Here is a 26219-nt window from a genome sequence, read left to right on the forward strand (position 1 = left end):
AGGACGCTATGTTTTGTTATTTTTCTTTTGTACGATAGGCGATCCAGTTATGATCTATACATACGTTAAGTTGTTGTGATTTGGGTGAATAAATCTGATAGTTCAGTATCTTACCATCTTTCCATTCCATATCTAGTGTGTGATTTCCCTTGATGCGCATGCCTGACACCCGACCTTCTTTTTTCCAGGCCTGAGGAACCGCCGGTAGAAGATACACCGTATCCTGATGGGACTGCACCAGCATCTCGGCGATACCCGCTGCTCCGCCAAAATTACCATCGATCTGAAATGGGGGCCCTGCTGTTAGCAAATTGGCGTAAACACCACCACCGGCGCCATAATTGATATGTGTATCAACACGTGGGGTCATGAGTTGCCGAAATAATTTATAAGCCCGTTCGCCTTCATGCAATCTCGTCCAAAAGAGTAGTTTATGGGCAATGGCCCAACTGGGTCCATCATCCCCCCGCACATCCAGGCTTTTTTTAGCGGCAAGCTGCCAGTCTGGATGTTGATCATAACGGATCAGATAGCCCGGATACAAGCCATACAGATGCGAGATATGCCGATGCTGCGGATCAACCTCTTCATAATCTTCGATCCATTCCATGATGCGGCCATCTTTGGCTAGCTGCACCGCTGGTGCTAAACGTTTCAGTTGCGCCGCAACCTTCGTTAAAAAAGGATCCGATTGATTGCCCAATAATCCCGCTGCATGAATGATATTTTCAAATAATTCGCGTACGATCTGATTATCTATTGTTGGCCCCATCGTGACGTTTGCCTGCTGCCCATTCGGGAGCTTGAAGGAATTTTCGGGAGATACAGATGGCGAAGTCAACAACCAGCCCTTGGTTGGGTGTTCGGTCAGGGCACTGGAGTAAAACTGTGCTGCCCCATAGAGAATCGGGTATATCCGCCGTAGATAGCCCATATCTTCAGTATAGAGGTAATGTTCCCAGAGGTTATTGCAGAGCCAGCCCGAGCCCGCATTGGCAATTCCCCAGGAAGCAGACTCCCCCGGTTCGGTATAGCCCCATACATTGGTGATCACATGGGCTACCCAGCCCGGTGCATTATAGTACGCTTTCGCGGTCTTTGCTCCCGGGGCCATAAGGCCTTCCACAAGACCCACCAAGGGTTCATTGAGCTCCCCCAGATTAGCCGCCCCGAGGTGCCAATGGTTCATCTGCACATTGATATCCAGGTGGTAGTCCCCATTCCAGGGCGTCTGAATCTGATTTGCCCATAAGCCCTGTAAGTTTGGTGGTAGCAAGCCTAAACGCGTACTGCTGATACTCAGGTAGCGACCATACTGATAAAATAGCGCCGCTAATCCTGGATCCTGATCCGGTTCTTTACCGAAAGCCACCAAACGCTGATCGGTCGGTAAGTCATCTTTCGACTGCCCCAATCGGAGCGACAAACGGTTGAACTTTGCCAAATAGTTTTGCAGATGTTCAGCATACTGCTGGCTATAGGATTTTTTCAAAGCCCTTGTTAGCGTTTCAGCTGTCGTACGCTCAAAATCCTTACCTTTAAAATCAGTATCTGTTGCCACGTAAATTAGCACTTCGTCAGCCTGTTGAATAACAATAGATTGTCCTTTTACCAGCTGTTTTCCCCCTTTTATCTGCGCGCGGACACGTGTTTTGAACCGCATTCCTTTACCATCTACACCATTGTCCAATTGTCCTACCAAAACAAGCTCACCATCCTCGGTCTTGGAAGTAGCCCTTTCGGGACGGTCAATCTTGATTTCCAGGCTAATCTGTCCTTTTTTGCTACTCTGGAGGCGAATAACGCCCACATCATCGGCAAAGCTTGTCCAATATTCGCGGCTATACCTGACACCTTTGAGCTCATAGCTTGTTTTTGCCATCGCTTTATCGAGATCCAGTTCCCGGCGATAGTTCTGCACTGCGGTGAGATCCGTTTGTCCGTCAAAGGCAAACATCAAATTTCCGAGCACTTGATAACAGCCCCATTGCTTGCCGCCCGATCCCGGGCCTTTGCAGATAAAATGCTGGTCTATCAGACGCTGAGCAAGGTCGTTTTTCCCACTTTTGATCAGATTTCGAATACTATCCAAATACCTACTGGCCTCATAATTATTGGCATCCTGAGGACTTCCCGACCATAGTGTGATATCATTGAGTACAATATGGTCATTCTTTAAGCCACCATCGGGCATCATGCCAATTTTTCCATTGCCAAGGGGTAAGGTCTCCTCCCATTGTTTTGCCGGCTGCCGATACCAAAGTTTTCCCCCCTGCACTTGCCCAAATAAGTTGCCCGAAAAAAAGAAAACCACAAGCGTGCAGAGTAACTTACCTTTCCGAAGATTTATTTTTGATGATCTATTCATGTCGTTTTAGTTTTTTGTCCAGTCATCGGTTCGGAAGGGAGATCCGGGTATCCCGGCTTCGTTGTATAAGGTCAGGTCTGGATTATCGGCCCAGCCGTAACGTACCGCGACGGGCGAAGCTACTTCTTTGGCCGATACGATCAGCTTATTTCCGACCTGTTTGACTTCTGCAGGATAAAAGACCTGATCGGCACCGGCAATGGTAAAACTACCGTTGCGTTTATTCGTTTCTTTCAGCATCAGTTTTTTGCCCATGGGGTTAAAGCTGAGTTGCATTGCTGTTCCCTTTGTCGTCCAATGCTTAAGAACAGGGCCCGAATAAGGGATCTTCTTGCCATACAGCTGCGCTGTTGCGATCCAGCCAAGCCTTCTACCGACATCCTGCTTGTTTTTCGGATGGATATCCTGTGCATCGCCGATATCAGCAATGACTGCCATACCTGTATAAGGCAATTTGAGTGTTTGGCGCTGCGCTTCCCGTAATCTCGCCCAGGAAGAAGGCTGCGGTGTTAAACTTTTCGCTTTAAAGTTGGCCAGTTGAACAAAATAAAAAGGCATCTTTTCATTGTTCCACTGCTGGCGCCAGTCCTGAATCAGTGCGGGCAGCAGTTGCTGATAGGGGGCGTCTTTTGAATCCGCGTTACTTTCACCCTGGTACCAAATGGCACCTTTTATTTTAAAATCCACAAAAGGCTTAACCATAGCATTGTAGAGCACAGTAGGTCTATTGGGACCCTCCATCGCATTAGGTTTTGCCGGCAGCTTCGCCAGATCATAACCAACTTTGCATTTCCAGTCTCCAACGAGAGCTATCTGTTCGCCATTTGGTCCTTCCAGTCGTGGCTGTTCTGTACCGCCATATATTCCGCCATCACCAGCTCCGTCAAATACGCGAACGGCGATATGCAATAGGCTGCCATTGTTGGCCGTTGCAGGAATGGTATACTTCCGAATCTGATCGTAACCGACAGTTTCGCCCACCTTTGTACCATTGACATAAGTGATGTCGTTGTCATCAATTGCTCCCAAAATCAACTTGAGGGGTTTACCTTGCCAATGTGCCGGTAGTTCAACGTCTTTGCCAAAATAAACGACACCATCCATTCCCGGAAACAGGTTTTTGTCAAAAAAACTAGGAATTGTAACCGTAGACCAGCTGCTTTTATCCAGTTGTGGTGTAAACCACTCGCCCTGCGTTGCTGTCTTCACCTGATCCTGCTGTTCGGCGACGCGATTCCATTCGGCCAGCTCTTTCGCATAGATTTCCTGTGCATCCGGACGTTGGATTTTTTCGATAGCCGCTGTATAGGTTGAAAAAGGTGTAAGTGCCTCCCGACTCATCCAGGCTTCAATGATTGTTCCGCCCCAGGAAGAATGGATCAGGCCAATGGGAATGCCTGTTTTCTCATAGATCTCGCGTGCAAAGAAATAGGCTGTCGCCGAAAACTCCGGAATACTTTGTGGCGTCACCGGATTCCATCCACCGGATTCCACCTGCACTGCTGTGGTAGGTTGATTGGCCGTTGCTTTTGGAATCTGCAAAATACGAATATTGGGGAAGTTGGCTGCTTTGATTTCCTGCTCAAAGTTATTGATCTTACCCCAGCCCGCCAGGGGCATTTCCATATTTGACTGTCCTGAACAAAACCAGACTTCACCGATCAGAATATTTTTCAGGATCAATTGATCACCATCGTTGATTGTAATTTGGTAGGGTCCACCGTATTTCGGCGTCTCCAGATAGACTTGCCAGCCTCCTTGCTGATCGACCTCAACCTGATAGCTCTTGTTGTTCCAGCTGCTGTTTACGCTAAGTTCCTTGCCTACTGCCGTACTGGTTCCCCAGATCTTGACCTTTTCTTTCTGCTGCAGCACCATATTGTCGCCAATAAAAGCCGGCAGCTGTACTTTGGCCTGGAGGGCAGAAAATCCACTGGCAACGCTGAGTAGCAGGGCCAACAAAGTCCGTTTATACTGTTTAGGTTTTATCATGATTTTTGCGTTTGTTGCTCAATTGGGTTTATACATTTGGCGCATCCGAAGCCCAGACTCTTGGAGTTGAGGCTACGGATGTGCCACAGTTATTTTTTTAAAGTGCCGATATTTTTAGTAAAACACTGGTACGGTTGCTATTCAGGTCTGGATTTACGCCAACTTTCATCAGGTAGTCGCCCGAATAAGTTTGTCCCTGGCCTAAGCTCGATTTGGTTCCCGGATACAAGTTGATCTCCTCCACCCGGTATTGCTTTTGGGCGTCCAGTCCTTTTAAACGGACGGGATCGGTTGTTCCGATACCATAGCGGTTATTGACCAGGTAGTTGAAGATTACAGCCTCGGTTTTTTCGCTATTCACGTAGCTCAGGGCGGCAAAGTCACCTTCACGTGGATCGGCCAAACGATACTGCTCCCCATGCCAGATTGTTGCTTTAAGCGCGTCGTAATTCTTTACCGCCTGCTGGCAGAATAACAGATCCTGTTCTTTCAGATGGCTCACCACAATATCAAAACCCAGTTTACCCATCATGGCTACATCCGTACGGAATTTGAGCGGTTGTTTTCCCCAGTCTGTCACATGGTTTGAAGTGCTGATTGCCGGGAAAAAGTAAGAATACTCGTACTGCATAAAAATACGTTCGAGCGGGTCTGTATTATCCGAAGGCCAGAATTCGGTAAAGTACCGAAGTGCCGCATAGTCCACACGTCCACCACCGCCCGAACATAACATCATCGGCACTTTCGGATACTTCGAACGAATACGCTCCAGCACTTTATAAAGACCTTCCACATAAGAAACATAGAAAGCACCCTGGTCTTTTAGAAATGCGGAATGCGCATTGTAAATGACCGCATTACAGTCCCATTTGATATAGGCCAATGCCGGATTTTTGGTAAACAGGTCGTCCAGGATGTTAAAGACAAAATCCTGCACCTTGGGATTTGTCAGATCCAGGACCAACTGATTGCGGAAGTAATGTTCTTCCCGCTGCGGCTGTTTGACGACCCAATCCGGATGTTGTTCGTAGAGTTCGGATTTGGGGCTAACCATTTCGGGTTCTACCCAGATACCGAATTTAACGCCCTGCTTAGTCGCTTCTTCCACGAGTGTCGCGATACCATTGGGCAGTTTTGTCCGGTTCGGTTGCCAATCTCCTAGACTGGAGTGATCGCTATTACGCGGATATTTATTTCCAAACCAGCCATCATCCAATAAAAATAGATCTACGCCTAGTTTTTTGGTATCCTGGAGCAAACCTTTTAATTTTTGCTCATTAAAATCAAAATAAGTCGCCTCCCAATTGTTGAGTAAAGTCAGGCGTTCGCCATTTCCATCCAGCAGCTGATATTTACGGGCCCAATTGTGCAAATTTCGTGAAGCCGTACCTTTTCCCTTTGTTGACAAGGTATAGATCAATTTAGGCGTTGTAAACTCCTGGTTGCTGGCCAATTTCACATTGGAAGCATAGTTGTTTATGCCGGCAATGATACGTAGGTTATTGAGGTAATCCACTTCAAAATCCACCTTAAAATTTCCACTATACCCAAGGCTTGCCATCAGGACCGTTCCTTCATCTTCGGATGCCGCCTTGCCCAGTGAGACCATAAAGGAGGGTGGCTGAAATAAATTCGCACGTGTTCCGAGCTTACTGTCCAGCACTTTAATGCCATGTGTTAACGGAGCCTCTTCCACCTGCATTTCTTTTGCCCAGTCGCCATGGTACTGCCGTAGCCAATATGCGTTGGAGCGCAAGGTCAGGTTGGCCGAAGCAAATTTTTCCAGCGTAACGACTTTCTTTTCTTTATTTTGGATGGTTGTCCACTGCTCGATGATATCCTCATTCAAAAAAGATTTGTAGTGTAAAACGACATAAATATCGTATACCGGATCTTTTAGGGTGATATCAAGCTGTTTGACATTGGCATCCAGGTTGTTCACCGCATGCTTTTCATAGCGCAGGTCGAGGGAGCGGTTACCGTCCGCATGGACGATACTAATCGCTGGTTCCAGCAAATTTTTTGAACCGGAAGGCGTATAAGCCGCATTGGACAGTCCACTATAATCTGTCAATTGTCGATAACTGCTTGCAATGGTCGAATACTCTTTTGAATCACGCAATTTTTCGCCGTAATAGAGCATTTTCAACGTTTTCGTGGAATCGTACTCCAACACTAGCGCATTCGACCTGGTTTCTATGGGAATCTGTCCGGACTGCGCCTGTGCTTCCAGATGGACAAGCCCCTGGGTCATCAAAAGCCCGAGTACAACATGTTTAAAATGAAGGGTTGGCATATATCAATAGATTTAGGATTTGTTAACGAACTTGACTATTTTGTTTGCTTTCAATTGAATCTTGTAAAGGTATTTACCCTTGATTTCCTGCCCTGGGTTTAGACCGGCCAATTGGGAAGGGCTTAATACCTGAATCGTTTGATCCTGCGGCGATGAAAGAATAAGCTGCCTAATGCTACTGTTATTCCATTCCATTTTTTCAATGCATACATTGCCCCGGGCTTTGAGCCCCTTGACTGTTCCGGCCGACCAGCGATCAGGCAGGGCAGGAAGTAATTCCAGCACATCCGTCTGCGACTGCAGCAACATTTCACTCAGGGCAGCCACATAACCCAGGTTGCCATCAATCTGGAAAGGTGGATGCGCGCAGAGCAAGTTGGCGTAAACACCACCGCCATTATTGTAATCAATACCGTCGCCGCCGACGAGGTTAATGAAATTAGTCAGGATTTTATAGGCGTGATTTCCATCCTGCAAGCGGGCCCAAAAAGCCACCTTCCAGGCCATGGACCAACCTGTAGATTCGTCGCCACGCGCGGTCAGCGTAACTCGTGCAGCTTTGGCCAGTTCTGGTGTTTTCAAAACAGAGAATTGGTTGCCAGGATACAGACCAAACAGATGCGAGACATGGCGATGCTTGTCCTGTGGATCATCACGATCCGTTTCCCACTCCTGCAACTGTCCCCATTGACCGATTTTGGGTTTGAGCAGCGCATCGCGAAGTGCCGTGATATGTTTACGGTAATCAGCGTCCATATTTAAAACTGTGCTCGCCTGGATGTAGTTGTTAAAGAGATCGTAAATAATCTGATGGTCATAGCTAACGGCATCCTCTGTAGGGCCATGTTCCGGCGACCAGCCCTGCGGCGCCACCACAGTTCCGTCCGGTCTTCGAACCAGACGATCATCCCAAAACTCACTTATTTCTTTTAAAATCGGATAGGCAAACTCGCGTAGATATTTCTCGTCCTTGTTAAAGGCATAATGCTCCCAGAGGGCCTGTGCATACCAGGCACTTCCGGGGGTGTTCCAGAGAAAGCTCTCGCCGCCGAAGATATTATTTTCGGTCTTTACGGTCCAGCCCCTGACGCCCGGAAATTCCTTTTGTGTATTTATTTTTTTCACCTCACGCATGCTATTGATGTAATCAAGGTAAGGCCAGGCCGATTCACTTAAATTGGCAACTTCTACTGGCCAATAGTTCATCTGTATATTGATATTGGAATGGTAATCTGATCGCCATGGTGGATTGTTACTGTTATTCCATAACCCCTGTAGGTTTGCGGGCAAGCCACCTTTTCGTGAGGAACTGATCAGAAGATAACGTCCATATTGGTATACCAATGCCTCCAGAGCCGGGATCGGCTGTTTTTTATAGGCTTCTAACAGCGCTTTTGTTGTTTGCTTGCTGTCCAGCTGGCTATGGTCGAGATCAAGTTCCACCCGACTGAACAGCGCTGTATAATCTGCAATGTGACGTGCCAATAGTTTATTTACGCCATATTTTTCCGCTTGCTGCAAATACCGTTCATTGACCTTCATCGGTTCCTCGGCCGACTTCCATTTGGTAGCCCGTGTATTAGCGTAGTCAGTTGCGGCACTCAGCAGCAGAACAATTCGATCGGCAGATTTTACGGCAAGGACAACCTGTCCTTTTTCATCTGTTGTTTTGGAAAGTGAACCACCTATGACCTGTACGCGCGCCTGCGCGGCATACCGCATGCCATTGTCGAGCGTTCCCTGAAAACACAAATGACCATCTTCTACCTGCACCGCCTGTCCATGTGCATCCTGAAGTGCAATCTGGGCATTGAGTTTCCCTTTTTTACTGTTTGCGTATTCAAATACCATGACCTGATCGGGCTGACTGGCAAAATACCGACGGTTGATCTGCTGTCCATCCTGCTGATACGCTATTTCATGCAGGCCCTTATCCAAATTCAATTTCCGACTATAGGCGGTAAAGGATTTATTAACGTCGGCGTCAAAGCGAACAAAAAGATCACCGAAAGCCTGATAGGCACCTGTTTCCTGTTCATCACCTGTCCATAGGCTATTTTCATTAAATTGAATATGTTCCTGATTTACTCCGGCAAAGATCATGGCACCGATTCGTCCATTTCCAATGGGATATGCTTCGGTCATCCAATCTGTTGCGGGCTTATTATCCCAGAGGTAGTAGCGTTGTGCATAGGATGTGGCCGAGCAAAGGGTTAAACATATAAAGATGAGGCATTTAATTTTTCTGTGCATTAACATAGCGACTGATACAATTTATTGAGCGATGCCCAATGGTGAAAAAACAAAATAGATGACAATCATCAACAGGATGAGAAAGGCGCCGATCCTGTACCTTCCCTTCCAATAGGTGCCTTTATCCTGGCCCGAAAACTCAAATTGATAAACCGATAGATAGTTTGGCTGGCTCAATTTACTTCCCCCCCAGATGACCAGCGCCACCGCGATAAACAACAGCGCGAACAAGTGCAGATAGTGCAGCTCTGTCTTCCAGACAAACACCAGGATGAAATAGCTGAACATGTACAGGAACAGGCCGATTTGTGCCATCCTTGGCGTCACACGGCGGGATAGAATCCCTAAGATCATAATGGTGAAGATCGGCATATTGAACAGCCCCGATACGGTTTGTAGGTATGTATAAAACCCATCGTGGGCAAAAAGAATAAAAGGCGCAATAAACATCGCCGAGGTGGAAATAATCAATTCAAACAGTTTCCCTTTTCTGACCAATTCTTTTTCACTAAGATCTCTTTTTTTATATTCCAAATAAGGCTTGTAGATATTAAAAATAAATAAACTCCCGCAGCTCTGTAATCCAGCAGTATAGGTGGTCATAGCTGCGCCAAAGACCAGCGCCAACGAAAAGCCAATCAGCACATCAGGAAAGATCAGTACAATAAGTTTCGGAAAAACAGAAGCTGTAGGCTGCACATGCGGCAATAAGTGTACGGCCAAAAGACCGGGTAAATTAATCAACAGCGGCATCAACAGCTTCCCTCCGGCGGCTAAAGTCATTCCCTTCTGTGCTTCCTTTAAATTTTTGGCACTTAATGCCTGTTGTGCGATATAGGGCTCCATTCCCCAATAGTAAAAGTTGATCAGGAGCATCCCGGTAAACAGGGTAGAGAAAGGTACCGCATCCTGTTTGGATCCTACGGCATTGAGATGTTGTTTCTTGTCGTGAAATAACTGGAGGACACCCGCCCAGATATCGCCATTGCCCAGCTGCCAAAAGGCAAAAATTGGAATCAGCAGCGCAAGCAAAAACAGGCAAAGGCCGAGGCCCATATCAGACAGCGAGATCAGTTTCAATCCTCCTAAAATACTGTACAAGCTTCCAATGATACCCAAGGCCCAGACCAGTATCCAGATACTCTGCCAGTAACTGATGTGCAATAGCCCGGGCACATCAAACATCGTGGCCAGGCTTAGTGCGCCACCGTATAATACCGGTGGCAATAAATTAACGATGTATCCGATCAGGATCAGGATAGATACCAACATTTTCGTTTTGGGGTCAAACCGCAGCGCAAGAAAGTCCGGTACCGTCCGAAAGCCATGTTTAAAATAGATAGGCAGCAAAAACTCCGAAACCAGCAGCATGGCGACGACAGAACTTACGCCCCAGCCGATCACCGACAGGTTGTTGATATAGACCGATTCATTTTCACCAATAAACTGGTTGGCGCTGAGGTTGGTCAACAGCAAAGCCGACCCCACCATCCAGAAGCTATTGCTCTTTCCGGCAAGGAAGAAGCCGTTTAAGGTATTGGAATAGTTGGTTTTAAACTTCCATAAGGATCCCAAAGCAACCAAACCGGTAAAAAGACAAAAACTAAAAACTATCATCGCAAAAGCCTTTTTTAATTTATACCGAATTGCGGTCTGCCAATGTCGTTGGCACCACTTCCTTGATCAATGTTCTTTCGAGCACAAACTTGGCCGCTTGCGATCCAATCCGTGCAAAACTTGTCGAAAAGGTGGTTATACCACCGCTGATAATCTCTTTGATAACATCATCATTATGCGAGAGGATTCCCAGATCCTCTCCCAGGGTCCAGCCTTTTTGTAAAACCTCTTTCAGCATCTGATAGAGCTCCGGATTATGAATGGTAAAATACAGTTTTCCCTTTTTTAGGTCACCCACATGGTATTGCTTTTCGATACGTCCTTTTACCTTATACTCCTTCAGAAATCGTAAAAAAGCATTTTTGATTTCATTGGGTTCAGCTGTATTTTCCCTAAAATAGAAGATCACTTCTTTATACTTTTTGATCTTTGGATAAAGTTCCTGAAACACGGCATAGGTGGCTTCTTCAAATTCCTGGGATACATAGGAATAATCTTCGCCAAGATCCACCAAGCGATCAATAATCAATAATTTGGAAGCCGGGATGGAACGAAGCAGCAATTCGGAATCTTTATTTTCAATCGGAGCGACAATATACACAGTATATCGCCCTTGGATACGATTGAAAATATCTTCAAAGGTTTCCATATTGTTGTGATGGAAAAAGAGGTCCACCGTCACTTCCTCTGGAAGATTGGTTCGCAGTTCATTCACCAAGGTATCCTGAAAGGTATCGTATGCATACAGCAGGACCGCAACTTTCTGTTTCATCTGCGTATTGTTGCTCACCACAAAATATCCTTTTCTGTTTTTCGATTCCACGACTCCATGGGCGATCAGATCTCGGTAAGCCTTGGCAAAGGTTTCGCGCGCATAGCCCAGGTATTGGATCAAGTTATTGACAGAAGGTAAACTGGCGTGCACCTCCAGTTCATTGGCATCAATGGCATCCAACACGCCCTGAACAATACATTCATGTTTGGAAAGTGTATTCAATGCTTCCAGGCGTTTGATCCGATCGATCAGTACTTTAAAATGTTCTTCTTTGCTTTTCTTCATATGTTATTATTAAAACAGGGCGACCTTAAATAATTTTGCGCCCGCTTGCTCAAAGACAATGGATTTCTCAGCACTAAATTCCTGCGCTGCTTTTTCAAACAGTTCCACTGCCTTATATGTTGTATTTGGCGCCAGGCCAATCTGTTTAAAATCTATGTTTATTGCTGCCGGAGCTGTATTGTAATTAAATACAGCCACATACAGTGCTGTTCCAATCTTTTTGTAATAATACGTATTTGCTGCTTTTCCTTCTACAAATCCTGCCGGACGGAAGCTTTTACCGTCGGCGATGATCTTTAAAATTTCGGGATCCTGCAGATATTGATTCATCTTAGGCTGCCAGTTTTCTTTTTTCGACAAGTCATCGCCAAGAATAATGGTACCCGTTACCACACCCGAAAGCAATCTTGCTTTATTGACTTCAGGACTTTCATCATGAAAAACAAGGTGGTCGGCATCGATAAAGTCGTAGAGATAGGTCTGCCACCAACCGTAGCTGACACTATTTAAGGTATACTGTGTTTGGTCGATCGTTTTCCAGGCATCGCAGGCTATTCTGCGCATATGTGCAAATTGGGCTGTCGCCAAGGAAGGAGAAATCGCTGCGTAGATCAGCATTTTACCCTGCAGCACGTCGACGAGATGTTTCATCCCCACAGCATAAGCCTGCATACCCGTCTGAATTTTCTTGTCGTAAAAACCGGTGGATTCGATTGCCGCATGCGAAAGGAAGTCAACCTTGATCATCCGAAAGCCACAGTCGACCAATTTCCCCAGGATCACATCCATACGGGCCAACGTACCGGGATGTGTCGGATCAAGAGCCCGACCACCATCTAAATTGTGGTAGCCTTTTTGGGTTTTGGTCCAAAGCTGGCCAAAGGTAAACTGGCTCCCCTCCGCTTTGCGGTCTGGGCCACTTTCATGCCCCCAGTCTGTAAAAGGCGCCCAATACACCCCGGGCTTGAGTCCCAGCGAATCACAATAAAGAACAAATTGCTTCAATTGTGTGTAGTCACCCGACATTCCTCCGGGTGTCATATTATCCCAGAAAGAGTCAAGATCTATAAAAGCCTCGCCATCTGCGTTCCGGAAATAAGGAATATCTTTCGCAAAATAGTCTGCTGTACCTGTGGCATTCTGAAAATTAAGTTTTTCCTGTATCACTCCCCAGCTGTTCCAGCCGACAGGCGTGGCGCCTTGCCAAGATTTCACATAGGCCGGCGACAGCTTCCGGTGGATTTTAGCATAGTTTTCAAGCCCAATGCGCCAATCCTTGTCGTAAGATACAAGGTATTTTGGGGAGCGAATCACATCCCCCTTGACAGCTCCATGCGCCATGGAATCCCGCGTGATATTTACATCTGTAAATCCGGCCTGGGCTGCTAGGTGGGTATATTGCCCATGACCTCCTTTGATCACAATACCAGATTTCCAAACAGATTGATCCAATGAACCTATCAACAGCCCTTTTCCGCTATCCTTATCGTATACAACACCGACCTCGGCGCTGCTCTTACTATTCATCGCAAGGACATTGTTTTCATAGGAAATAAAGGTATCGTTATCAAAAGGAACAGCCAGCTGATACAAGGATTTTCCCAAGCTGGCAACCGATGCATTTGACCAAATAGGCACAAGTTCATTACTCGAAAGATTTTTTCCCTTGACTTCCAGTTCAAGGATGACACCATCTATCGTGTCGTAGAAATAAAAATGCTGCAGTAATGTGATACCCTGCTGGGCTTTAACTGAGATTGTATACCGGATACCCTTACCCAAATTGTCCTGAACGGGCTTTTCGGTCACGTTGCGGGTTCCTATCAGTTTATCTGTACTCATTTTTTGTCCATTAGCAAGTGCCAAATAGGCACTTGCTTGCTGTATATAGGCGAATTGATCGTCACTTAGTGAAAATGTTCCATCTTGTTTGTTATAGGTCAACGTTAGGCCATTTTTCTTGACCTGAAAAGGCTGTGCGTATAACATGAAGGTACATAGCATAAAACTTAGCGCGAAAATAACTGTCTTCATTCTGCTTGATATTATTGTAAATTGATTTGAAAAGCGTTGATCTTCATGTAATGGTCAGGTTGAAAATTGACCAGCATCCCCATATTGACAGTAACCTTTTCTTTGATTTCAAAATAAACGCCATCCGATTTAACATCAGCATGGGCCATTGCCTGTTGAATCTGCTCAAGATCTGGAATTCCACTGTTTGCTTTACTAACAACCAGTTTTGCTGGCGGCTGATCATAATTTGTCCAGGATAAGTTACAAAAAAAACGATATTTACCGGGGAATAAGGTTACTTTTTGCTCAATTTTACCATTTACGATCGCAGGAGCGCCCCATCCGGCTTCAATATTAACCACACCACCATCATCCGAACCAAAGCCACCATAGCCATTGTGGTTTTTCATGCTCGTATTGGTTATCCAATGATCCAGATTTCCCCAACGGTTGCCATCGAAAGCCGTCGCTGTAAACGGAGTTTTGTAATTCTTCAAACACCAAATACTGATATCGCCTTTTTTTACAGGCAATTTGCTGCGCTGTACCATAAAAGTGTCAATGGCATTACTATCGGGCCGAAATACCGTCTGGTAAGCGATCTCCTGATTGGGCAGGTAGTCCAAGAGACTAATTTTTTCATTCATCACTTTTGTGCGCACGAGGGTGTCCGTTGTGGTATTGCCTTGATTCTTATAAATAATGCGCACCCCATAAAATCCCACACTTGGTGTCACATCCTGTAAGGCAAGTTGAAATTGTTGATCAGCCATAAAATTCTGTTCCAATATTGTCCGCTGGAAAAGTCCTTCACGATAACGATCGCCATAAACGTTTCCGACAAGAAAGGTCGGAACAGAAAATCTTCCTTGGCTATCGACTGTACGGATTTCGAAATTCATGGGCCCCTCCGGCAGATTTTCAATCACATAATGTACGGTATCGATAGCATCCGTCAATTTTACCGGAAACTTCATGGAATCCTGTTTACTGTTCCAATACACACGCAGCTCGGAAACTCCGGCATTTACCCGAAAGATGCCATCGACTTGTACACGATATTTTCCCGAACGTATTTTGATGGAATCTAGCTTCGCAGGATATACTATTTCCTGTCCATCGGTGAATTTGGTAAATTCATCCATCTTGGAACACGCGCCGAATAAACAAACGCCGAACAAGGCCAGTATGCATAGATATGTTCTCATCTTCATTTTCTTTTTAATAGTTAATAAACACCCCATACTTGTACTTGGGCAATCTGGATAAAGTAACTACCTCGCCAGTTGCGCAGATTGCGAATACGCAGGTATTTGTATTTTGGCGCATCTTCGGGCATATCAAAAGACCAGCCTGCGATGCCATACACTTCATCTGCGTTGGTATTTGTTCCAGCTGGAGTACCCGAAGGTTTTCGCACGGTACAGGTTGCCAGTTTAGACCAAGATTCCCAGGAGCCATCCAGATTTGGACTATTACTTCCCCAGACTTCAAATTCACGCATGTTACCCTTATCGTAAAAACCATTTTCCCGACGTGGGAAAATCACGACACGGCTTAATTTTGCTTCCTTACCGATAGAAAAAGTCAGGGATTGCGGAGCACCGGCACTTTCAACCGTATATAAGGCCGGCCATCGTGAGGGATTCATGTTGCCGTCCCACATCATTTCCGAAGTCGTCCCGTACATATACTGCGCATCCCCCGGTAAATGCAGCGCTGAAAACTGCTGTCTTGGAAAAAGATTTTCTTCCAGAGGTGTCAGCGAGGTATATAAGGTATCCGATTTGTTTAACCATCGGTCACGCACATAAAAGGCAAATTTCATTTCACGGGATTTGAGCCCGCGGATATTATATAAGATCAGGGAATCCTGGCTATAATAGTTGTCCAAAGGCAAATATTCCCCATTATTCAGGGAGTCAACCATCGGAACAATAACGACATCGCCTTTTTCCTGATTGATTGAACTGATCCGGACGCCGCCAAATGTCGGCGCAATTTTCATTTGCCCGAATACAAGATCAAAAATCGGTGTTTTAGGTTCTACTGTAACGTCCACAGCATCTGAAGCCACTTCGGCCTTGTTTACGGCATAAAGTTTCACCGTATGTTTTTGTGTATCCGGAAAACCGTCGATTAAGATCTCATTTTTATAGGTTGATGATTTTACGACCCGTGTCTGCCCATTGGCCATGACATATTCAGCCTTCACATACAATACATTTTTACTGGATGGCAAACTGTAATGTATCGTTGCCTGTCCGTAGCCGTTGGTCACAGAAGTATTTTGCACAACACCTGGTTTCGTTTGGTCATCTTCCAGCAGTGTCCATCCCTTTTCCTCTTTACAACCAGCCAATAGATAAAAAAGGCCGATCAGGAAATAGCAATAGTTTAAATATTTTAGATTTTTCATGATTTTCTATTTAATAAGGAATTACCAGCCTGGATTTTGCACTAAATTTGGATTGACCAAAAGGTTATTTTCCCGGATCGGCCAGAAGTAATCCCTCGGTGCCACAAAACGTTGTTGAAAGAAGGTCTGTTCTTTATAGAAAAGTTCCGGATGATCTTTATCCTGGTTTCTATCCCAGCCGGTAATGTTTTTATTCAGTTCCTGTGCCGCCAGCTTCCAGCGTTTCAGATCCCAAAAGCGTGATCCCTCAAAGCTCATTTCAATATTCCGTTCACGCTGGATAATACTGCGCAAACCTTCCTTGCTTGCCGGTTTAGCAGGATTTAACGCATACTTTGACCAAGATTCTTGGATACCTTCCAGCCCAGCTCTTTTCCGAATTTTATCCAGGTATAAAAATACATCAGCTGTTGGTCCCTCGCTTTCGTTCAAGGCTTCGGCATACATCAGGTACAGATCCGCCAGACGCATCATCGGCCATGGATATTCTTCAATGTGTGAACTATTGCCATCTTTGAAAGCAAATTTCCAGTTCACCAATTTTTTGGGATAGTACGTCGTCACTGGAATAGAGAGCCCGCTGCCAAATAATCCCAAGCGCAGCTGTGTGGTCCAGGTATTTTCATCACTACGGCTCGGACTATTTTCCATAAACCAGATGCCCCCGTCAAAACCAACATTGGCGTAAAACCTATTTTCGCGATCAAAATGTACACGGGCAGTCTGATAATTCTGAATATTGTTGAACCGCTCGACATAGTTACCCGAACGAAGCTGGTTTTTATTACTAAAATCCAAGGTTTTATCTTCATCCATCGGCACGCCATTTCGGGTATAGAACTGGTCAACAATTTTTAAGGAAGGTGCCAAGGTACCATGCACACTGTTATTACCTGCATTATTGGGATCAATATGTGCCATGGATGAATACTGCATCTGCCAGGCCCGTGAAGTCGGATTTGCCCAGATAATTTCTCTGTTCCATTTTTCAGTGACAGCATTACGCACGCTCATCTGAATCATTGTTGTATCGGAGAGCGGAAATACAGTACCAGGAAATTGGTATAAGCCCATACCCAAGTTCTCGCATGCGGTAATCGCTTCCTTTGCAGCACGAGCGGCCTTCTGCCATTTTTCCAACTGAAAACTCTGGTTGAAAAACAGCGTACCATCGACATTTTTAAAGGTCGCATAATCCGTATTACCGTTGAACAGCGGACTCGCGGCATACAATAATACTTTTGCTTTAATCCCTAAGGCAATAGGCTTGGTAATACGGCCCAAATCCGTAACCGGAGACTGGACCGTATTAGGTAGTTTAGGAATTGCCTCGTCAAGAACCTTGACTATATAATCGACAACCTCATCAATAGGCTGGCGTTTAACTTTTGCATCCTCGATAGAAGTATTGACAGATAAGTTGACATCCATTGTAGGAATAGGTCCGTAATGCCGCATCAACATAAAGTGATAGTATGCTTTTAAGAACATCACCTCCCCTTCCCAAGTGGTACGCTCGTCCTGTGTCATATCGCGCACTTTCTCAGGATTACGAATATTTTCCAGAAAAATATTACAGTCGCGAATGGCATTATACATATAACCATCCCAATAGTTTACGTAGGGATTGGTGACGTTCTGATTTCCACGGGCAATATTCCAATTTGTCCCATCAATGCTGAGGGTTGGGTAGTCCAGCCAGAACTCATCCCCAGCTAGGTAAGCTGGATTTCTGGTCGGATCACCATCCGGGGGGAGGTATGAATAACAGGTAGCCAAGTACTTTATTGCTTCGCTACGCATCGTAAATGCATTATCTATTGTCGCCACATTGTCCGGCACGACATCCAAATAGTTGCAGGATTGAAAAAACAATAAACCTGACGCAACCAGTAATTTAATTAATCTTAGATTTTTCATGATAAACTGCCTTTTAAAATCCTACGTTAATACCTACGTTATACACAGCCTGCACAGGATAGCCTAATCCTTCACCCCCCATTTCGGGATCCCACATCTTGAATTTGCTCCATACGGCAAGGTTGAGTGCATTGACATAAAAACGCACATTGGACATCTTAAACTTGTTGAGAAACTGATTTGGTAGATTGTAGCCTAATTCAACAGATTTCAATCGTAAGAATGCGCCGTTACGCATCCACCAGGTTGAAAACTGATTATTATTGTTGTTAAAACCATCCGTCAAGCGTGGCCACAGGGCCCTTACGTCTTGGTTATCTTCGGACCAATAGCTGTTGGCCACTTCCTGCAGCAAGCCATTCTGATACGGTCCGTTGATTGCAAAAGGTGTAATATTTCCCGGATCAATAAAAAATGAGGAACGCGCCGAGCCCTGTAAGAATGCACTGACATCAAAGCCTTTGAAACCCACAGAAAAACCCATTCCATAAATAATTTGGGGATCTGTCGGATAGCCGATCGGCACTTTATCCAAATCGGTGATTTTACCATCACCATTGATATCTCGGTATTTAATATCTCCGCCCATCGTCTTAAAGGCGCCACCAAAATTCTGTAGCGGCGAGTTTTCCGCTTCGATATCATCGACAAACAGACGTTCGGCAATCAGCCCATACGATTGTTTGATCGGATGCCCCAATCGAGACAGGTAGGATAAATTTGCCGGGTAGTCCGGTTCTTCGTTCACCAGCAATTTATTGGTTGCATAGGTCATGTTCGCCCGCAACTGAGTCCACCAGGTATTTTGAAAAGATTTGTTGTAATCCAGGGCCAGGTCAAATCCTCGACTCTGCGCCTTGCCTATATTAGCTTGGATGTCAGCCTGAAAACCAGTTGTAGAAGGAATATTCGAACGGACCATCAGAATATTACTGCGAGTAGAGTTGTAATAATCAAACACCACGCCCAGGCCATTTTTTAGATTCAGGTCAAATCCAGCATCGAAGGTTTTTGCCCGTTCCCAGGTAATATCACGATTTTCATACCGCGATATGGAATAACCAGGCCGTGTATAATCCCAGTTATTTCCCCAGGAGAAACCTCGGCCACCGTTATTCGGGTTCACTTGCGATAAGTAGAAGAAACGATCACGGTCCTCACCGATCTGATCGTTACCCACCAGACCATAGGTAGCCCTCAATTTTAAGCGGGAAACCACGGGATTCATAAATTCAAACATCTTTTCTTCATTCAGATTCCACCCCACACCAAAAGATGGGAAGAAACCAAAACGATGATCTTTGGAGAAACGTTCGGAACCATTATAGCCAAAGTTGAACTCAAAAAGGTAGCGGTTTTTGTAGGCATAGGTCGCTCGACCTGACACCCCGAGGTTACGGGCCGGCAATGAAGCCTGTAAGTCACCACCGTTAGCGGTCTGATAATTACGGATAATACCGATCAACATCCCGGTGATGTCGTGGTCTTCAGCAATCGTGCGGTTGTAATTGACAGCAAACTCACCGTACGTCGTGGTATTTAGGATTTTATTTCCCTGGTTGTAATCCAGGTATTCTGTACCCTCATTTTCGTTGAGCAGACTTAAAACTGTATTGCTTGTACCCGGGATTCGGACCAGATTGTAATAAAATGGTTTAAAGCTCCGCGTGACAGAAAAATAAGAATAGCGTTGTGTATAAGCCATTAAGCGAGCGGATAAACCTTTTGTAATGAAATCGAAATTCTGCTTCAGTTCCAATTGCACATTGACCGTGGAGCTATTATACTCCTGAAAACCATTGACCATATTAGCGTAGGGATTGTTATACAGCGTTTTGGTCGTTGGAATAAAGTTATTTCCGAAAAGCGGATGTGTCGCAAATGGAGAATAGGAGGATGGATAAATTGCCGGAAACATTACCGGGTTGGACCAAATTGCTTCACGAAATACGCGCTGTCCACCATTGATCAGATTTCCCCATTTATCATAACCACCTATTGGCCCTGTATAGTCATCAAATTGAGCCGAAGTACGGATAATACCAATCGTCGTTGGAGTAACATTTAAGGTAATATTAGAACGTAAGGAGTAGTTTTTCAGGTTGATGTTATTATCAAAGCTATTGCCATTTTCGGATCGCAGAATTCCCTTATCGTTATTAAAGGTACCGGCGACATAATATTGAGCAAGGTTTCCTCCACCGGTGACATTGAAGTTAAAGCGTTGGTTGTTGGTATAATCCTTTATCAGCTGGTCGATCCAGTTATTATTGGGATAAAGCAACGGATCGTCTCCCCGTTCGGTATGGTCTATTTTATTTTGGTTGTAAGGTAGCGTACCTTTAGGGTCTCTGGTCAACACGGCCTCATTAGCCATTTTCATATAGGTAATATTATCGGCGAATTTAAAATTACGGGTATTGGTTGAGATTGAGTTCTCAAAACGTGCATTAAATTTTGCCTTACCAACAATACCACTTTTGGTGTTGACCAAAACAACCCCATTTGCCCCTCTAGCGCCATATAACGAAGAGGCTGCGGCATCTTTCAATACGGAAAAGCCAGCGATATCATCAGGCTGTAAGCGTGCCAGTGCGGTGGTATTGGATTCCATTCCGTCGATCAGAATCAAAGGATCCTTTTTCCCTGCGCCAAAGGAACCAACGCCACGGATAAAGAAGGAAGCGTTGTCATTACCTGGTTCCCCACTCCGTTGGTAAGCAATTAGCCCAGCTACCCGCCCCGCCAGCATGGAGGTCAGATTGGATGTTGGTCCCTTAATTTCTTTCGGGTTTATCGAGGTAATGGAGGCCACCATACTCGTTTTTTTCTGTGTGCCGTAGGCCACGACAGTTACTTCATCCAGATTGGAACTTGATGAGGATAAGTAAATGGTCATACGATTGGTACTCGTGACCTGAACAGTTTTGCGGTCGAATCCGACCGAAGTTAGGACAAGCTGATCGTTGATGTGCGCATCTTTGATCAGGAATTGTCCCTGTGCATCCGTTGATACAACTGCATTCTTTCCCATAAAGGCAATTGTAACATTGGAAATGGGTAAATGTCCGACGCTATCCAATACAACTCCTCTCAATTCAAACGATTGGGTCTGTGCACTTGCAAAGCCGGCAATCAGAAGAAAGAGGAAGACAAGACTACATCGCTGCCATTTACAGATTCGGTAATACATGTGGTAGATCATAAATTGGTCTTCTTATAGATTGGTTATTATTGCGTAGCATAGCAGTCTTTAATCTATACTATTCTATACTACTATACAATAGTAAAAACATTTTCCGACATCCACAAATATTTTTTCAAATAATGGCATTATAGCTATTCGGCCGAACGGCCGTTAGCTGTGTGGAGTTATGGAAAAAATAAAGCGGGATATATTATCATGACTGATAATATATCCCGCTTAGTAAATAATTTAAAAAATTTTGATCACAAAAAAAGGTAGGCCTAGCCTACCCTTTTGTCAATGAGTGGTGATATTTTAAGGTATTATTGAGCGAATGTGCAGTCTGTCGTGCATCGTCTTGGTAAGACGACAGATCTTCACAATTTCGAATGTCTGCTACATCCACTTTCTTTCTTACTTTGCTGATGACCTGATTTAGCTCTGATTTCCAGTTACCCGGATCGCCAAAATCGTCCATCCAATTTTTATTGATAAACTTTTTGTAGTTCAAAAGCAAAATATACAATTCCTCACCACTACCGGCGCGATTGATTGACGTGCGCCAGTTCTCTAATTTTTCTTTAAAACTCATAACCAGCAATATACAAAAAAATATGGACATTCCAAAATCGCTTCCTTTGAAATGGATGAATATTATTAAAAATTAAGCGATAGAATGATTAAACCTTCGGTGAATTATTTCGGTCATAAGGTAGAGGTTCAATATTAATATTATAATACAAAACAGAATAAATTATGGTCTTTATCCACTTAAAAAATATGCTTGTTATTTCCTTTGCATTGCTATGTATAATGGAGAAAAGTATCGCTCAACACATTGGGGACAATAAAAGACCTACGTCTCAGACGACCTTTCGGCACGACAGAGAAAATGATTATGTCAGCATAGGCAACCGGATTTTCTACAGGGATAAGATGGTCGAAGATGTCGATGCAGGATCTTTCAAAGACCTAGGTAATGCTTATGCAAGAGACAACTGGAATGCCTATTATCGGGGCATTAAGATCAAGGATGTATCGCCACATTCATTCCAATCACTTGGTTGGGGATATGCCAAGGATAGTTGGAATGCCTATTATCGAGGTGTTAAAATTAAAGACGTCTCTGCGCCCAGCTTTAAAGTACTGGATGAGGGATACGCCAAAGATAGTTGGAATGTCTATTATAGAGGTAATCAAATAAAAGATGTATCCGCCCCAAGCTTTGTTCTTCTTGGCGACGGATACAGCAAGGATAGCTGGAAAGTCTATTATTTTGGCCGGGAGATAAAAGATGCAACTGCTTTTACATTTGAATATTTAGGCAAAGGTTATGCGAAGGATAGCTGGAATGAATACTATAGAGGAAAAAAATTAGAGTAATTTATTCGATAATAATGTTAATGCCGACCATCTTCGCTTTGTATTTAATCTTTTCGATAAGACCGTAGTAGCTCCAGTTTCGCAACAAGAATTCATCACCTTTGGCCATTTCCTCCTTATTGGATTGGTTGACCAGCAAGAGGGTACCCGCTTGTGCTTTCACACAAAGCTCAATTAATCTACGGCTATACAGGTGGAGTTTGGTATCTACGTAATTTTTCTCCTTTTCATTGTAGTGTTCCAAGCTTTTCATTTTCCGCTTACGTCCACGCCCACCTTTATCAAATGCGGCGGCCTTTTGCAAGCGATGTCGCGCTGCTTGGATAGCCATACGGCGGTAAGTAAATTCCTCTTTATTGCCGATCTGAAAGGACTCCTTACCGATAGTTACCGCTATGGGATGTTCGATGGAAAGTGATGCTTCGGCGATAACGTTATCCTTTAGTTCTTGGATTTTTTTTGGAAGCTCGAGTGCAAGAAGGAGAAAAATCTTGCCTTTGACAATTTTGATTGCGCTGCTACAGATTTTGATCTGCCCAACCAGTGCACGTTGGAGCAACACCTTTTTATCCGATCGGTCTTTACCGAGGTATGTCCGAAACGGTATTTTGAATAGTGTGAATTTAAAATCTCTATTATTCTCATCTTTACTTAAGTTAATTTGTCTACCAGAAAAGGGAATAGGCATATCCTTTTTATAATTGCGGAGCGATTTTTCACCTTTCCAGTATGAGAGGCGGTCCGCCTGAAAATACTTGATTAAGGCCGTGTTTATTTGGGACAAGATATCTGTTGGGATCCGCCCTTTGAAATAGCTGGACAGCAGGCGATAAGTTGTATTCATCCTTGAAGTATTCAATACACCTTCTGGATCTTTCGCCTGATCGGCCAGTTTGATTTTAACATCTTCCTGTAGGTAAATCAGATCTTTCAAGTTCTCCTGTACATATTGGTGGGTGATGACCATATTCGCACCACGGAAGACAAGATCCTGCCATTCAAAGAGCTGTTTAAAATACTCCGATCGTTTTTCTTTATCATCACAATCCACAAAAACCTGTATTTTGCGGGTCAATACCATTGTATCAGCTGCCATATCTTTTTATATTTAGTTATGCCGTTTTCTTAGCAGATTTAATTTTTGCATGTGCATTAATAAATAATTTACGCACCTGTCCCCCGTCCAATTGTAAAGCTTCTGAAATCTTGTCAAAGGAATACTGCAATTCATAGCGCATGCGGAAGACCTCAGCCTCCTCTTCGGTCATTTCGTCATTTAATTTAAATTCAACGGGTTTAGCCATCAGCTGCATTTTCTCTTCACTATGAATAATGGAACGCAGGTATTCGATTGTTTTCTCCATCTGTAGACCAACCTCATAATCTGAGATGTTCCCCATATAGTAAGCGATACGTTCATAGTTAAAACTATATTTTAGGCAAAGACGGATAAAGAGTTGTTGATCGCTGTTGAGACTAGGCAAAATGGCATTAATTTGATCCATCTTCTTTTTCTTCTCCAATTCCAGTTGTTCGATATAGAGCAGATCGGCTTCGCTTTCCTCTTCCATTTCATAGCCCAGCATAAACTCCTGATAATCCTCGATGCTATCGAGACGGAGTAAGCTTCGGTGAAATCTATTGCGCGATTTTTGATAAAAAGCCTGAATGGCAGACTTTACCTGGACTTTCAGAAACTCGAAGACCTCCGATTCGGAATGCAGATTTTCGCGGAACAGCCAAAGCCTTAGGAATGCTTCCTGCGCAATACTTTCTCCAGCACATTCATCATCTGTGGCGCGATGTGCACGGAAAAAGAAATGTTCGTAAAATTTTTGGTAGAAAAATTTAAGTCCCTTTTCATGCCCATTGTGCAGGTGTTCAATAGCCGTTTTAATGTCCTTGTTTAGTAAAAGTAGTTTCATAATTCGTTTTTATGGTTAGCAATATATCAGCAACTTACCACGGCTCCGGCGGAACTTGACGGATTTTATGAAACCGAAGCCGGGTAAGTGTAAATCGTTACATGGTTATAAAAACTTATTGGTATTGAGTGGGAAGTATTGGCGTTACGCTCTCCAGTTGTGTATACCCTACATTTTGAAGATATTAACAGCTATTCCCCGCTTATATAAGCTCGATTTAAGTTGTGTATACCCTACATTTTGGGATCATCAAGATCCGACCTTATGGACATCATAAATCATCCAATGCTGTGCATACCCCACTTTTTGAGGTCATCAACATCGAGATATTTTTTCTGGACTTATGTTTTACTGTTGTGTATACCCTACTTTTTGAGGTCATCAACATCTTAGGATAGTTTTTCATTACCTATTCGCCTGTTGTGTATACCTACATTTTGAGATCATAAACCTTCTAGTATCGTAATAATAATCAAGAACATAAAGTAGAATGTAACCCAACATTTTTTAAAAAAGGGTATTTAGTGAGTCGCCATTGCGCTCACCCTACGGCATAACAAGATACCTCAATATATATAATTTCGTAAATTTTATTACTTACTTTGCAAGCACTTCTGGAAAGATTGAGAAAATATTATTTTGTTAATTTTGGACTTTTTAACTCCTTTTAAGCCAGAGAACGTTTGAACTTGTATATCCCTTTTTTTATTTATCACTGGCAATTTCAAACCAAGTTCAGAAACGGAATTACGAGTTGTTACCACCCCTTATTTTGAGATTACCCATATCGATGATTTATCCGATACATCCATTGATCTAGCTGTTTATATCCCACATTCTGAGATCATCAACAACCGTGGTACCATAAAACAAATATAATTGTCTATACCCCTCCTTTTTAGATCATCAACAGCATTCGACGACTCTGATTTAGTTGACTTACAGTTGTGTATACCCTACTTTTTGAGGTCATCAACATCTTAGGATAGTTTTTCATTACCTATTCGCCTGTTGTGTATACCTACATTATGGGATCATTAATATCATTGGTTGACAAAATAGTTTTTAGCTTAAGGTTGTGTATGCCATACATTATGAGATAATCGCCTTCAAGAATTAACAAATCCGAAAAGCCCCCGTTGCATATACCCTAAATCTTGAAATCACCAACAATCTTGGCGCACACAATCCATGGCAAGAGAAGCGTTGTACATACCCTGCTTTTTGAGGTCATCAACATCGTAAACGATTTATCTTTAAAAAAACTCACCGTTGTGTATACCCTACTTTTTAAGGTCATCAACATCCTTTTAGGTTTATAGCCGGTATAAACTAAGTTGCGTATACCCTACAATTTGAGATCATCAACATCAAATGAGAAACTACGTGATTATTGGTGGGAGTTGTGTATACCCTACATTTTGAGATCATCAACATCCTACTTTCTAGTATCCTAATAATAATCAAAAACATAAAGTAGAATGTAACCCAACATTTTTTGATAAAGGATATTCAGTGAGTCGCCATCGCGCTCACCCTACGTCATAACAAGATGCCTCAATATATATAATTTCGTAAATTTTATTACTTACTTTGCAAGCACTTCTGGAAAGATTGAGAAAATATTGTTTTGTTAATTTTGGACTTTTTAACTCCTTTTAAGCCAGAGAACGTTTGAACTTGTATATCCCTTTTTTTATTTATCACTGGCAATTTCAAACCAAGTTCAGAAACGGAATTACGAGTTGTTACCACCCCTTATTTTGAGATTACCCATATCGAT

Annotated in this window: 15 protein-coding genes; 1 reads left to right on the plus strand and 14 read right to left on the minus strand. The window is 43.8% G+C overall.

Going from position 1 to position 26219, the window contains the following annotated elements; translation table 11 throughout:
- Positions 1-16: 16 nt before the first annotated feature.
- The 12 genes from DCO56_RS06400 to DCO56_RS06455 all read right to left on the minus strand — a co-directional run bounded on the left by DCO56_RS06400 (position 17) and on the right by DCO56_RS06455 (position 21720).
- Entirely contained in the window at positions 17-2368 is a 2352-nt protein-coding gene (locus DCO56_RS06400) for a glycoside hydrolase family 95 protein (RefSeq protein ID WP_108632858.1), read from the minus strand.
- Positions 2369-2374: 6 nt separating this feature from the next.
- Positions 2375-4360, minus strand: a complete 1986-nt coding sequence (locus DCO56_RS06405; RefSeq protein ID WP_108632859.1) for a sialate O-acetylesterase — start codon at positions 4358-4360, stop codon at positions 2375-2377.
- Between the two features lie 97 nt (positions 4361-4457).
- A complete protein-coding gene (locus DCO56_RS06410) occupies positions 4458-6656 on the minus strand; it encodes an alpha-galactosidase (protein ID WP_219929326.1) in 2199 nt (732 codons plus the stop codon).
- A 12-nt stretch (positions 6657-6668) separates the two neighbouring features.
- Positions 6669-8909: a glycoside hydrolase family 95 protein gene (locus DCO56_RS06415; RefSeq protein ID WP_181390475.1), complete on the minus strand. Its 2241-nt coding sequence runs from the start codon at positions 8907-8909 to the stop codon at positions 6669-6671.
- A 21-nt stretch (positions 8910-8930) separates the two neighbouring features.
- Entirely contained in the window at positions 8931-10526 is a 1596-nt protein-coding gene (locus DCO56_RS06420) for a solute:sodium symporter family transporter (protein WP_108632862.1), read from the minus strand.
- 19 nt (positions 10527-10545) lie between these two features.
- Complete coding sequence (locus DCO56_RS06425; RefSeq protein WP_108632863.1) at positions 10546-11586, minus strand: GntR family transcriptional regulator; 1041 nt, start codon at positions 11584-11586, stop codon at positions 10546-10548.
- Positions 11587-11595: 9 nt separating this feature from the next.
- Positions 11596-13620, minus strand: a complete 2025-nt coding sequence (locus DCO56_RS06430) for an alpha-amylase family protein (RefSeq protein WP_146190992.1) — start codon at positions 13618-13620, stop codon at positions 11596-11598.
- Positions 13621-13631: 11 nt separating this feature from the next.
- Entirely contained in the window at positions 13632-14810 is a 1179-nt protein-coding gene (locus tag DCO56_RS06435) for a DUF4998 domain-containing protein (protein WP_181390476.1), read from the minus strand.
- A 20-nt stretch (positions 14811-14830) separates the two neighbouring features.
- Positions 14831-16021: a DUF5000 domain-containing lipoprotein gene (locus tag DCO56_RS06440; RefSeq protein WP_108632866.1), complete on the minus strand. Its 1191-nt coding sequence runs from the start codon at positions 16019-16021 to the stop codon at positions 14831-14833.
- Between the two features lie 21 nt (positions 16022-16042).
- On the minus strand, positions 16043-17941 hold the full coding sequence (locus DCO56_RS06445) for a RagB/SusD family nutrient uptake outer membrane protein (protein WP_108632867.1): 1899 nt from the start codon (positions 17939-17941) through the stop codon (positions 16043-16045).
- A gap of 13 nt (positions 17942-17954) precedes the next feature.
- Entirely contained in the window at positions 17955-21146 is a 3192-nt protein-coding gene (locus DCO56_RS06450; protein ID WP_181390477.1) for a SusC/RagA family TonB-linked outer membrane protein, read from the minus strand.
- A gap of 268 nt (positions 21147-21414) precedes the next feature.
- Positions 21415-21720 carry a hypothetical protein gene (locus tag DCO56_RS06455; RefSeq protein ID WP_108632869.1) on the minus strand — a complete coding sequence of 102 codons (306 nt, stop codon included), beginning with the start codon at positions 21718-21720 and terminating at the stop codon, positions 21415-21417.
- 221 nt (positions 21721-21941) lie between these two features.
- Between DCO56_RS06455 and DCO56_RS06460 the strand changes: the two genes are divergently transcribed.
- Entirely contained in the window at positions 21942-22511 is a 570-nt protein-coding gene (locus DCO56_RS06460; protein ID WP_165305849.1) for a DKNYY domain-containing protein, read from the plus strand.
- Between the two features lies 1 nt (position 22512).
- Here DCO56_RS06460 and DCO56_RS06465 read toward each other — a convergent pair whose 3' ends face one another.
- Together DCO56_RS06465 and DCO56_RS06470 are read right to left on the minus strand one after the other, a co-directional pair.
- Positions 22513-23607 (minus strand): hypothetical protein, encoded by a 1095-nt coding sequence (locus DCO56_RS06465; RefSeq protein ID WP_108632871.1) that lies wholly within the window; start codon positions 23605-23607, stop codon positions 22513-22515.
- A 16-nt stretch (positions 23608-23623) separates the two neighbouring features.
- Entirely contained in the window at positions 23624-24436 is an 813-nt protein-coding gene (locus tag DCO56_RS06470) for an RNA polymerase sigma factor (RefSeq protein ID WP_108632872.1), read from the minus strand.
- Between the last annotated feature and the right edge of the window lie 1783 nt (positions 24437-26219).

The sequence above is a fragment of the Sphingobacterium athyrii genome (assembly GCF_003071065.1).
Taxonomy (GTDB): domain Bacteria; phylum Bacteroidota; class Bacteroidia; order Sphingobacteriales; family Sphingobacteriaceae; genus Sphingobacterium; species Sphingobacterium athyrii.